The organism is Streptomyces toyocaensis, from assembly GCF_000725125.1.
Taxonomy (GTDB): Bacteria; Actinomycetota; Actinomycetes; order Streptomycetales; family Streptomycetaceae; genus Streptomyces; species Streptomyces toyocaensis.
The window spans coordinates 1-10,882 of record NZ_JFCB01000048.1 but is presented as its reverse complement, the minus strand read 5'-3'; the positions used below and the strand labels follow the sequence as shown (position 1 = coordinate 10,882).

12 protein-coding genes and 3 pseudogenes are annotated in these 10,882 nt (G+C 73.3%); 8 read left to right on the top strand and 7 right to left on the bottom strand.

Annotation, left to right across the window (positions count from 1 at the left end; all coding sequences use genetic code 11):
- Window positions 1–46 precede the first annotated feature (46 nt).
- Window positions 47–118 (top strand): annotated as a pseudogene (locus BU52_RS36670) (NUDIX hydrolase); the annotation flags it as partial.
- Between the two features lie 75 nt (window positions 119–193).
- On the opposite strand, the pseudogene BU52_RS35115 reads toward BU52_RS36670, so the two are convergent.
- Window positions 194–283, bottom strand: a pseudogene (locus BU52_RS35115) (NUDIX hydrolase); the annotation flags it as partial.
- Window positions 284–332: 49 nt separating this feature from the next.
- Here BU52_RS35115 and BU52_RS30790 point away from each other — a divergent pair.
- Together BU52_RS30790 and BU52_RS30785 are read left to right on the top strand one after the other, a co-directional pair.
- A pseudogene (locus BU52_RS30790) lies at window positions 333–1,275 on the top strand (ADP-ribosylglycohydrolase family protein).
- Between the two features lie 3 nt (window positions 1,276–1,278).
- Window positions 1,279–2,031, top strand: a complete 753-nt coding sequence (locus tag BU52_RS30785) for a nucleotidyltransferase domain-containing protein (protein ID WP_037940742.1) — start codon at window positions 1,279–1,281, stop codon at window positions 2,029–2,031.
- Here the strand turns inward: BU52_RS30785 and BU52_RS30780 are convergent.
- Window positions 1,957–2,700 (bottom strand): nucleotidyltransferase domain-containing protein, encoded by a 744-nt coding sequence (locus BU52_RS30780; RefSeq protein ID WP_037940738.1) that lies wholly within the window; start codon window positions 2,698–2,700, stop codon window positions 1,957–1,959. The two genes, BU52_RS30785 and BU52_RS30780, sit on opposite strands and share 75 nt — an antisense overlap.
- Window positions 2,701–2,722: 22 nt before the next feature.
- Window positions 2,723–3,169, bottom strand: a complete 447-nt coding sequence (locus tag BU52_RS30775) for a Rieske (2Fe-2S) protein (RefSeq protein WP_037940736.1) — start codon at window positions 3,167–3,169, stop codon at window positions 2,723–2,725.
- 194 nt (window positions 3,170–3,363) lie between these two features.
- Between BU52_RS30775 and aroH the strand changes: the two genes are divergently transcribed.
- From aroH to der, 5 genes are all read left to right on the top strand, one after another.
- Entirely contained in the window at window positions 3,364–3,726 is a 363-nt protein-coding gene (gene aroH, locus BU52_RS30770) for a chorismate mutase (protein WP_037940735.1), read from the top strand.
- Window positions 3,723–4,808, top strand: a complete 1,086-nt coding sequence (locus tag BU52_RS30765) for a prephenate dehydrogenase (RefSeq protein ID WP_037940734.1) — start codon at window positions 3,723–3,725, stop codon at window positions 4,806–4,808. Before aroH ends, BU52_RS30765 begins: the two co-directional genes overlap by 4 nt.
- A gap of 132 nt (window positions 4,809–4,940) precedes the next feature.
- Window positions 4,941–5,627: a (d)CMP kinase gene (cmk, locus tag BU52_RS30760; protein ID WP_037940733.1), complete on the top strand. Its 687-nt coding sequence runs from the start codon at window positions 4,941–4,943 to the stop codon at window positions 5,625–5,627.
- Window positions 5,624–6,271: a lysophospholipid acyltransferase family protein gene (locus BU52_RS30755; protein WP_037940730.1), complete on the top strand. Its 648-nt coding sequence runs from the start codon at window positions 5,624–5,626 to the stop codon at window positions 6,269–6,271. Before cmk ends, BU52_RS30755 begins: the two co-directional genes overlap by 4 nt.
- Before the next feature lie 76 nt (window positions 6,272–6,347).
- Window positions 6,348–7,838: a ribosome biogenesis GTPase Der gene (der, locus tag BU52_RS30750; RefSeq protein WP_037940728.1), complete on the top strand. Its 1,491-nt coding sequence runs from the start codon at window positions 6,348–6,350 to the stop codon at window positions 7,836–7,838.
- 60 nt (window positions 7,839–7,898) lie between these two features.
- On the opposite strand, the gene BU52_RS30745 is transcribed toward der, so the two are convergent.
- The 4 genes from BU52_RS30745 to BU52_RS30730 all read right to left on the bottom strand — a co-directional run.
- Window positions 7,899–8,318, bottom strand: a complete 420-nt coding sequence (locus tag BU52_RS30745; protein WP_037940726.1) for a hypothetical protein — start codon at window positions 8,316–8,318, stop codon at window positions 7,899–7,901.
- Between the two features lie 111 nt (window positions 8,319–8,429).
- The gene (locus BU52_RS30740; RefSeq protein WP_037940723.1) at window positions 8,430–9,209 is read right to left on the bottom strand and encodes a hypothetical protein; all 780 of its coding nucleotides are present in this window, start codon (window positions 9,207–9,209) and stop codon (window positions 8,430–8,432) included.
- Window positions 9,210–9,550: 341 nt separating this feature from the next.
- Window positions 9,551–10,189: an ABC transporter ATP-binding protein gene (locus BU52_RS30735; protein ID WP_037940721.1), complete on the bottom strand. Its 639-nt coding sequence runs from the start codon at window positions 10,187–10,189 to the stop codon at window positions 9,551–9,553.
- Window positions 10,186–10,882 (bottom strand): ABC transporter ATP-binding protein (locus tag BU52_RS30730; RefSeq protein ID WP_037940718.1); only part of this gene is annotated, 697 nt, incomplete at its 5' end. The genes BU52_RS30730 and BU52_RS30735, both read right to left, overlap by 4 nt.

Below are 10,882 nucleotides of genomic sequence, written 5' to 3'. Positions count from 1 at the left end.
TTGTCCCCGACCCGCACCCCCTTTTATAGTCGCTGTGACTATTATCTTCCGGCGCAAGGTGCTCGCCACGCCGGGCTTCGTCGAGGCCGTCCCCGGCGCCGCCCGTCTCACCGGCGGCCCCCCAGCGCGTCCCCCAGGGCGAGTCCCGTGAGGGCACCTGTCGCGGCGCGCTTGGTGACGGTGGTCGTCGTGGTCATGCGGGGCGTCCTTCCGGGGTCGGCCGGAGCAGCGGCGGATGGAGGGTGGCGGCGGTGCCCGCGCGGTACAGAGCGGCGGGTTTGCCCCCGCGCACCGGCCGCTCCAGCCGCTTAGGGGTGAGCGGTCCCCGGTCCATGGCGGTACGCAGCCCCCGCCCGAGCGCGAGCGTCATCTGGGTGACCCTCGGGGAACTGCGACAGGTCTACGAGGCCGTCTGGGGCACCGCCCTCGACCGGCCCGACGTCCCGTCGATCCTCGCCGCGTTCGGCCCCTGGCGGGGGATGGACCTGCCGAGCCCGGCGATCGTCACCGACGCAGGAGTTCGTGGAGTGGTGGCGCTCGCCCGAGAACAACCGTGCGCCGGGCAACACCTGCCTCAGGGCCTGCCATCTGCTGGCCCGCGAGGACCGGCCCTGGCAGGACGCCGGCCAGATCGGCTCCAAGGGCTGCGGCGCCAACATGCGCGTCGCGCCGGTGGGTCTGGCCCCCGGCCTGAGTGACGAACAGCGGGCGGGTGCCGCCCAGTTGCAGGCGGCCCTGACCCACGGTCACCCCACCGCGCTCGCCGCCTCCGACCTCACCGCCCACGCCGTGCGGCTGCTCGCCCGGGGAGCCGAGCCGACCGGCCTGATCGGACTGCTGCGCTCCTACGCCTACGAGAACCGCACCCGCTACCACGAGTTCTGGCTCGGCGACCTGTGGAGCCGCGCCCAGGACCCCACCCCCGAGCACTTCATCGCCCGCGGCTGGGACGAGTGCCTGGAGATCCTCCGGCGTCTCCAGGACGCCGTGCGCACCGTCTCGCCGGAGACCGATCCGTGCCTGGCCACGGGCGAGGGCTGGATCGCCGAGGAGGCCCTGGCGACCGGCCTGCTCTGCTTCCTCCTGTTCGTCGACGAACCCCTCACCGCCCTGCGCCGCGCCGCCTGCACCGCGGGCGACTCCGACTCCATCGCCTGCCTCACGGGCGCCTTCGCCGGCGCCTACCTGGGCGCGGACGCCTGGCCGGCGGAGTGGGTGGACCGCATCGAGTACCGGGGTGAGCTGCTGGCGCTGGGAACGCTCTGGGACGCTTGACCGATGACCGACGTCCTGGACCTCGACCTGAGCCCGGTGATCGCCGAACAGCCCGGCCCGGTGCTGTTCGCCACCGTCTCCGGCGCCCATCTGTACGGCTTTCCGTCCCGTGACTCCGACGTGGACCTGCGGGGCGTACACCTGCTGCCCGCCGCCGATCTCGTCGGGCTGCGCGAACCGGATGAGACCCGGTCCAGGACGTGGGTCCGGGACGGCGTCGAGATGGACCTGGTCACGCACGACCTGCGCAAGTTCGCCCGCCTCATGCTGCGCCGCAACGGCTATGTGCTGGAACAGCTGCTGTCCCCGCTGGTCGTGCACACCACCGGCGCGCACCGGGAACTGGCCGCGCTCGTCCCGGGCGTCCTCACCCGTCACCACGCCCACCACTACCGGGGGTTCGCGCAGACCCAGTGGCGGCTGTTCGAGAGGACCGGTGAACTCAAGCCGCTGCTCTACACCTTCCGGGTGCTGCTCACCGGCATCCACCTCATGCGCTCCGGCGAGGTGCAGCCCCATCTGCCCACGCTCGCCGTGGAGGTGGGCGCCGCCCCGGACCGCCTGCCGGAGCTGATCGCCGCCAAGGCGGAGCGCGAACACGGGGACGCCGCCGTCGACCATGCACGAGTGCGGGCCGAGGTGGAGCGGCTGCACCGCCTGCTCGACGAGGCGCAGGCGACGTCAGCCCTGCCCGACGCCCCCACCGCGTACGACGCCCTGCACGACCTCGTCGTACGGATCCGCCTGGAGCGCTGAGGCGCGGCGGGTGCGCACGAGGAAGTCCTCGACCCGGCGGCGGTCGGGCCCCTCGGGCAGCGGGCTGCGCCGGAGGGCCCGCGCGCCCTCCTCCGCCAGCCGGGCCATCCGGGACTCCACCTCGGGCCAGGGAACCTCGCCGCGCTTCACCGCGAGCAGCGGTGCGCGGTCCTCGCCCACGTCGATCGTGAGGGTCCCGGTGCGAAGCAGGTCGCGGGCGCTGGTCAGCAGGCGGAGCAGGTGCATCGCGTGCTTCCAGCGCGGGGCGCCGTGGGTGCGGACGTCGGCGTCCAGCTTGCGGCGCTGGCCGTGGGCGTACCGGGTGAAGGTCTCGTGGACCCTGCGGGAGAGGAACGCCCCGCGCAGGGACAGCAGCTCGCGGCCGGTGGCGTCGGCGTACTCCACCAGCGGGGAGTGCAGGCACTCCAGGATGTTGGGGTTGGCGCGCAGGGCCAGCTCGCAGAAGCGCTCCAGCTCCCAGCTGAACTGTTCCTCGGCCGGTCCCTCGACGTGTGTCGGCGGCTTCTCGAAGCGCCAGAACAGGGGAGTGGGCGCGAGGAAGACGCCCCGGCGGTCGGTGTCGCTGTGGTCCGTGGCCAGACCGAAGGCACGGGAGCCCATGACGCAGGCGTAGATCGTGTGGTCGCCGACCAGGGTCTCGGGGCGCATGCCCCGGAGCGTACGTGGCCGGTCATGCCCTGCGGATGGAATTTCCCTCCACCGTGATCCGCTCCTCCGGCAGCGGTCTCGTCGCCGGGCCCTGCTCCACCGAGCCGTCGGTGATCGCGAACCGGCTGCCGTGACAGGTGCAGTTGATGCTGCCGTCCGCCACGTCGGCCACGACGCAGTTCTGGTGCGTGCAGATCGCCGAGAACGCCCTGAAGACCCCCTTCTCGGGCTGGGTCACGACGATCCCGTCGTCCCTGAGGACCGTGCCCCCGCCCACCGGCACGTCAGCGGTCGAGGTCAGCCCCTGACCGGCCGGGGCGTCCGGGGCGTCCGGGCCGGCGGTGTCCGACGAGGTGCCGCCCCCGCCGTCTTCCCCGCCGTCTTCCCCGCCGTCCGAGCCGCAGCCGGTGATCAGTGCCGCCGTGCCCGTCGCGAGCAGGACCGTGCGGCGCGTCGCGCGAGGGATCATGTCGTCAACTCCTGGAGATCGCGGTTCCCGCATCCTGACACCGAACGGGTCGAATGAGGAGCACAACGCGGGTAACCACCTGAAAGTGCGCACCTCGGCTGTCTCAGCGGGCGAGCGCCCGGCGCCGCCCCCGTGTGGCCTGACTACGCTGGACGACCGAACAGCTCACACGCACGTCAGCAAGGAGCATCGTCGTGGCGGTACGCGCGGTCCGGGGGGCCGTCCAGTTGGAACGGGACGAGTCCGGTCACATGGGGGAGCAGGTCGGCGCGCTGCTCACCGCCGTTCTGGAGCGCAACGGTCTGCACACCGACGACCTGATCAGCATCTGGTTCACGGCCACCCCCGACCTGCACTGCGACTTCCCGGCCGCCGCGGCCCGCAAGCTCGGCATCGTCGACGTCCCCCTGATCTGCGCCCAGGAGCTCGACGTCACGGGCGCCATGCCCCGTGTCGTCCGGGTCCTCGCCCACATCGAGTCCGACCGGCCCCGCGCCGACATCACGCACGTGTACCTCGGTGCCGCCGCCGCCCTGCGCAAGGACATCGCCCAGTGAGAACCGCACTCGTCATCGGCACCGGGCTCATCGGCACCTCGGCCGCCCTCGCCCTGTCCCAGCGGGGCGTCGCCGTCCACCTCGCCGACCACGACCCGGAGCAGGCCCGTACCGCCGCCGCGCTCGGCGCCGGTACGGACGAGGCGCCCGACGGCCCGGTGGACCTGGCGGTCGTCGCCGCCCCGCCCGCCCACGTGGCCGGCGTGCTCGCCGACGCCATGCGGCGCGGCGCGGCACGCGGCTACATCGACGTGGCCAGCGTCAAGGGCGGACCCCGCCGCGAGCTCGAGGCCCGCGGGCTGGACCTGACGTCGTACATCGGCACCCACCCCATGTCCGGCCGGGAGAAGTCCGGCCCGCTGGCCGCCAGCGGTGACCTCTTCGAGGGTCGCCCCTGGGTGCTCACCCCGGCCCGGGAGACCGACACCGAGGTGCTGAACCTCGCCCTGGAGCTGATCTCGCACTGCAGGGCCGTTCCCGTCGTCATGGACGCCGACGCCCACGACCGGGCCGTCGCCCTCGTCTCCCACATGCCGCACCTGGTGTCCAGCATGGTCGCCGCGCGCCTGGAGCACGCCGAGGAGGCCGCCGTACGGCTGTGCGGGCAGGGCATACGCGACGTGACCCGGATCGCGGCCTCCGACCCCCGGATGTGGATCGACATCCTGTCCGCGAACCCCGGTCCGGTCGCCGACCTGCTGACGGACGTCGCCGGTGACCTGGAGGAGACCGTGCGGGCCCTGCGCGCCCTGCAGTCCTCCGACGAGGGCGAGCGCCGCGAGGGCAGCACCGGCATCGAGGACGTGCTGCGCCGCGGCAACGCCGGCCAGATCCGCGTCCCCGGCAAGCACGGCACCGCGCCGCGCGTCTACGAGGTCGTGGCGGTGCTCATCGACGACCAGCCGGGCCAGCTGGCCCGCATCTTCGCCGACGCCGGCCGCGCCGGGGTCAACATCGAGGACGTCCGCATCGAGCACGCCACCGGACAGCAGGCCGGTCTCGTGCAGCTCATGGTGGAACCCAAGGCGGCGCCGGTCCTCACCGCGGGACTACGCGAACGGGGCTGGTCGATCCGGCAGTGACGGCCCGGTGCCCTTCCCCCGAAGGGCCGGATCGTCCGCTTGTCGGAGGGGTTCCGGGAGGCCGGTAATCTGGTGCGGGGCGTGTCCGCGCCCCGCACATCCCCCTCCACCGCACCAGGAAGGTGTTCCCCCGTGGAAAACGGCGCCGCCCAGCCCGTGATTGTCGCCATCGACGGCCCCTCCGGCACGGGCAAGTCGAGCACGTCGAAGGCCGTGGCGGCGCAGCTGGGCCTGAGCTACCTGGACACCGGCGCCCAGTACCGGGCGATCACCTGGTGGATGGTGAACAACGGCATCGACATAGAGGACCCCACCGCGGTCGCCGCCGTCGCCGGCAAGCCGGACATCGTCTCCGGCACCGACCCCCAGGGCCCCACCATCACGGTCGACGGCGTCGACGTGGCCGTCCCGATCCGCGAGCAGGACGTCACCTCCAAGGTCAGCGCGGTCAGCGCGGTGCCCGAGGTGCGCGCCCGGATCACCGAGCTCCAGCGCACGATCGCCTCCTCCGCCGACGGAGGCATCGTGGTCGAGGGCCGTGACATCGGCACCACCGTGCTGCCGGACGCCGATCTGAAGATCTTCCTCACGGCTTCGCCGGAGGCGCGCGCCGCCCGCCGCAGCGGCGAACTCAAGGGCGCCGACCTGCACACCACCCGTGAGGCCCTGATCAAGCGGGACGCGGCCGACGCCGGCCGCAAGACATCCCCGCTCGCCAAGGCCGGCGACGCGGTCGAGGTGGACACCACCGACCTCACCCTGCAGCAGGTCATCGAGTGTGTCGTCACGCTCGTCGAGGAGAAGCGGGCGGCGAAGTGACCGACGTCCCATCGGTGCGGGGCGCCGAGGTCGGGCGGCGCATCGGCGTCGGCCTGATGTACGGGCTGTTCAGGCCGCGTGTGCTGGGTGCCTGGCGGGTGCCCGCGGCCGGTCCGGTGATCTTCGCCGTGAACCACTCCCACAACATCGACGGTCCGATGGTCATGGGCGTGGCGCCCCGGCCGACGCACTTCCTGATCAAGAAGGAGGCGTTCATCGGTCCGCTCGACCCGTTCCTGACCGGCATCGGCCAGATCGAGGTCGACCGGCACAGCACCGACCGCACGGCGATATCCCGGGCGCTGGGCGTGCTGGAACAGGGCGGGGTCCTCGGCATCTTCCCCGAGGGCACCCGCGGCCAGGGCGACTTCGCCTCGATCCGCGCGGGGCTCGCGTACTTCGCCGTACGCGGCGGCGCGCCCGTCGTGCCCGTGGCCGTCCTGGGAAGTTCCGACCGGCCGGGACGGTTGGTCAAGGCACTGCCCCCGCTGCGCTCCCGCGTCGACGTCGTCTTCGGTGACCCCTTCGAGGCGGGCGACGGTAGCGGGAGACGTACGCGCAAGGCGCTGGACGAGGCGACCGAGCGCATTCAGAAGCAGCTCACCGCACACCTGGAAAACGCCAGGCGCCTCACCGGGCGCTGAGCGACACTTGAGTAGTGGATCACCCTGAACGCGGTGCTCCACCGATCACCACGATGAACGACGAGGTACGGACTTCATGAACGACCACATCCAGCCCGACGGCTCGGACGCGTACGAGGGTGCGCACGAGCACGACCACGGGGCGCTGGGCGATGCCGAGTTCGCGGAGTTCATGGAGCTCGCCGCGGAGGAGGGCTTCGACCTCGAGGACGTCGAAGGTGCCATCGAGGCCGCGGGCCACGGCCCGCTCCCGGTGCTCGCCGTCGTCGGCAGGCCCAATGTCGGCAAGTCGACCCTGGTGAACCGCATCATCGGCCGCCGCGAGGCGGTCGTCGAGGACAAGCCGGGCGTCACCCGCGACCGTGTCACCTACGAGGCCGAGTGGGCGGGCCGCCGCTTCAAGGTCGTCGACACCGGCGGCTGGGAGCAGGACGTCCTCGGCATCGACGCCTCCGTGGCCGCCCAGGCCGAGTACGCCATCGAGGCCGCCGACGCGGTCGTCTTCGTCGTGGACGCCAAGGTCGGCGCCACCGACACCGACGAGGCCGTCGTCCGGCTCCTGCGCAAGGCCGGGAAGCCGGTCGTGCTGTGCGCCAACAAGGTGGACGGCCCGAGCGGCGAGGCCGACGCGGCCTACCTGTGGTCCCTGGGCCTGGGCGAGCCGCACCCGGTCTCCGCCCTGCACGGCCGCGGCACCGGCGACATGCTGGACAAGGTCCTGGAGGCCCTGCCGGAGGCCCCGGCGCAGCGCTTCGGCACCGCGGTCGGCGGCCCCCGCCGCGTCGCCCTGATCGGCCGTCCCAACGTCGGCAAGTCCTCGCTGCTGAACAAGGTCGCGGGCGAGGAGCGGGTCGTCGTCAACGAGATCGCCGGCACCACCCGCGACCCGGTCGACGAGATGATCGAACTGGGCGGCAAGACCTGGAAGTTCGTCGACACGGCGGGCATCCGCAAGCGCGTCCACCTCCAGCAGGGCGCCGACTACTACGCCTCGCTGCGCACCGCCGCCGCCGTCGAGAAGGCCGAGGTGGCCGTCGTCCTCATCGACGCCGCCGAGTCGATCTCGGTGCAGGACCAGCGCATCGTCACCATGGCCGTGGAGGCGGGCCGCGCGCTCGTCCTCGCGTTCAACAAGTGGGACACCCTCGACGAGGAGCGCCGCTACTACCTGGAGCGGGAGATCGAGACCGAGCTCGGCCAGGCCGCGTGGGCGCCGCGGGTGAACGTCTCGGCGCGCACCGGCCGGCACATGGAGAAGCTGGTCCCGGCCATCGAGACGGCCCTGGCCGGCTGGGAGACCCGGGTGCCGACGGGCAGGCTCAACGCCTTCCTGGGCGAGCTGGTCGCCGCCCACCCGCACCCGGTGCGGGGCGGCAAGCAGCCGCGGATCCTGTTCGGCACGCAGGCGGGCACCAAGCCGCCGCGGTTCGTGCTGTTCGCCTCCGGTTTCATCGAGGCGGGCTACCGGCGCTTCATCGAGCGCCGGCTGCGGGAGGAGTTCGGCTTCGAGGGGACGCCGATCCACATCTCGGTGCGGGTGCGCGAGAAGCGCGGCCGGAAGAAGTAGCGCGCGACGGACACGGTGAAGGGGCGGCTCCCGAGGGAGCCGCCCCTTCACCGTGTCCGGTCAGGCACCTCTGCGCGGGGTCGGCGGCAGGCCGGCCGGCACGTGGTGCATCTCGGAGGCGTTCCGGCCGACCGTGCCGACCCGCTGCCACTGCGGTGGCCGGTCCTCGCCCTGGCCGGCGTCGTCCGCCCCCGTGCCGTGGGCGCCGTACGCACCGCTCACCAGGGAGGCGCCGAACGACCCCGGGCTGTGGCCGCCGTACGAGCCCGTACGGTGCGGGATGTTCCCGAAGGCGGTGAAGCCCAGCTCCTCCTCGCCGCTGCGGTCGCCCGGCAGCGAGCGGAAGGACTTGACGTACTCGGTGTACAGGGCGTCGTAGATCGGCGTGGCCGAGAGGCCGCTCCGGGAGTCCTGCGCCGGGCGCACGGGTGCGGGGACCGAGGCGAGGGACTGGCGGCGGGGAACGTCATATGCGTGCACGTATGTCCAAACGACCCCGCCCGACAAGGGATGCGGCCGCTTCGGGGCTTTCGCCGGCCGCGCACGGGCCGTACCCCGGCTGTCCCCCCGGTCGTGTCCCGGCGGGGCCGGTCAGATGCCGGCGAGCGGCAGGGCGGCGGCGACCAGCTTGCCGTTCGCCGCGGCCTTGTCCAGTGCGTCGCGCAGCAGGTCCTCGCGGGGCTGGCGGCCGATCGAGCCGACCGGGGCCGCGAACATCAGCACCTGCTGGTGCTTGTTGGCGGCCGCCCGCCAGCCGTCGGTGACCTGGAGCGGCTGGTGGGCCTGCCACCAGGCCACCGGACGGCCGCCGGCCGGGTTCGGCTGGAGCACGGCGTGCAGCTGGCCCGCGGCGAGCAGCACCGACCAGCCGTGCAGCACCGGCGGCACGGCCGCCAGCTCGGTCAGGGGCATGAAACCCTGCTCGATGAGCAACGGCAGGAAGTCGTCGCCGGCCCCGGGCGAACCGGGCCGTGCGACCGGCGCGGTCGGCTCGACGACCAGCGCCGGGTGCAACTCCCCGGCGATCAGGACCAGTCCGCTGGTCACCCCGAGCACGGCTTGCTCGGGGGTGACCCGCGCCGACTCCGGCTCCGGGCCACCGCCGATGGCCCGCACGGCACCCTGGAGCTGCTCCTCGGTGACCTGGACGACCTGCGAGGGCAGACAGGTGGCGTGGGCGAAGGCGAGCACGGCGGTCTCGTCCCCGACGAACAGCACGGTGCTGGTGCGCTCCTGTTCCGGGTCGCCCGGGGTGCGGCAGGAGGTGCAGTCGTAACTGCCCGGGGCGGACTCTCCGGCGAGCAGGCGGGCTGCTTCTTCGTCGCCGATCTCGGCGCGTACCTCGTCGCTGACGTCGAGCATGCGCGGCACGGGTGGCTCCCTCGGGATGCGGTGCGTGGCGAGGCCGGGTGGCTCCCGGCCCGTGGTCCGGGTGGGTCCCCGGCTCATGAAGAAGACAACGGGCGATCTGTGGCGGGAGTCACGCCCCAGAGCGAACGGAATCGAACCATCCAGCGCAGACGGTCACGACCGGTGTGGAATCGGCCTGGCACCGTCAACTGGCTGGGCGTGCAACGTCGTTCAGTGGGTGCGGTGACTCGCGGATCACTCGGACCCCCGGATGACAAATCCGGAAATCAGCGAATGAAGCGGGTGGCTGGAAATCGCCGATCCTCCGGGTGAGGGCTCGGCGTCGCCTCGGCGGGCACGGCTCAGCCGAGTTCGCCCGCCTCCCCGGCGAACACCACCGAGCCCCGGCGCAGTTCGTACACGTAGGCGGGACGGCCGTGCAGCGCGGACGGCAGCCGCTGCTCGGCGACGACCACGCACGCGTCGAGCGCGGCGAGGAGCGCGTACGTGCGGGCCGCCACCGCCGGCGACATGCCCTGGGCGGGCTCGTCGACGAGCACCACGCGCGGGCGCGCCAGCCAGACCCGGGACAGGGCCAGCATGCGCTGCTCCCCGCCGGAGAGGGTGCCCGCCCGGCGCCCCAGCAGGGGCCGGAGCCGCGGATAGGCGTCGAGGGCGGGTGCCGGGTCCGGGGCGGTGAGGGCGAGGTTCTCCCGCACGGTCAGCGAGCCGAACACGGCCCGCCGCTCCGGCACCAGGCACAGCCCGCGCCGGGCCCGCTCGTACGCCGGTACGCCCGTCACGTCCCGCCCGTCCCACCACACCGTGCCACCGGACAGCGGTACGGCACCGGCCAGCGCGCGCAGCACGGTCGTACGGCCGGAGCCGTTGCGGCCCAGCAGCACCGTCAGGCCGGGGCCCGGTGCGGTGAGGCTGACCCCGTGCAGGGCCTCCACAGGGCCGTACCGCACACGGGCGAGGCGCAGGGAGACGGTGGTCATGGGCCGGCCTCCTCCGCGAGGGCGGCCAGGACCCGGCCGGGGGGACCGGAGGCGACGATCCGGCCGGCCGTCATCAGGTGCACGACGTCGGCGAGGCCGGCCACCAGGTCGAGGTCGTGCTCGACGACCAGAAGCGCCGTCCCGTCGGCGGCCAGCGCCCTCAGCACCCGGGCCAGCGCGGCGACCTCGGCGGTGTCCAGACCCGCGGCGGGCTCGTCGAGCAGGAGCACGCGCGGGGCGGTGGCGAGGGCCCGCGCGAGTTCCACCCGGCGCAGGGCCCCGGTGGGCAGCCCGGCGGCCGGCCGCGCCCGGGCCGGCCCGTCCAGTCCGAAGAGGCGCAGCATCCGTTCCACCGCGCCCGGCCGGTACGGACGGCCCTGCTCGGCACCCACGCGCACGTTCTCCGTCACGGTCAGCGTGGGGAAGACCGCCAGCTGCTGGAACGTGCGGGCGACACCGAGCCGCGTGCGGGCCTGCGCGGACAGCCGCGTGATGTCCCGTCCCGCGAGCAGGACCGTCCCCCGCGCGGGCCTCACGGTCCCGGCCAGACAGTGGAACAGCGTGCTCTTGCCGGCCCCGTTGGGTCCGACGACCGCGGTCACCCGTCCCGCCGGCACCTCGATGTCCACTCCGTCCAGCACGGTGAACGCGCCGTGGCGCACGTACAGTCCACGGGCCTGGAGGAGCCCTTCG

What these genes read in the sequence shown, in the direction of transcription:
- BU52_RS30775 (WP_037940736.1), bottom strand. Translation starts at nt 3,169, where the DNA reads ATGATCCCTCGCGCGACGCGCCGCACGGTCCTGCTCGCGACGGGCACG.
- der (WP_037940728.1), top strand. Translation starts at nt 6,348, where the DNA reads ATGAACGACCACATCCAGCCCGACGGCTCGGACGCGTACGAGGGTGCG.
- BU52_RS30785 (WP_037940742.1), top strand. Translation starts at nt 1,279, where the DNA reads ATGACCGACGTCCTGGACCTCGACCTGAGCCCGGTGATCGCCGAACAG.
- BU52_RS30780 (WP_037940738.1), bottom strand. Translation starts at nt 2,700, where the DNA reads ATGCGCCCCGAGACCCTGGTCGGCGACCACACGATCTACGCCTGCGTC.
- BU52_RS30735 (WP_037940721.1), bottom strand. Translation starts at nt 10,189, where the DNA reads ATGACCACCGTCTCCCTGCGCCTCGCCCGTGTGCGGTACGGCCCTGTG.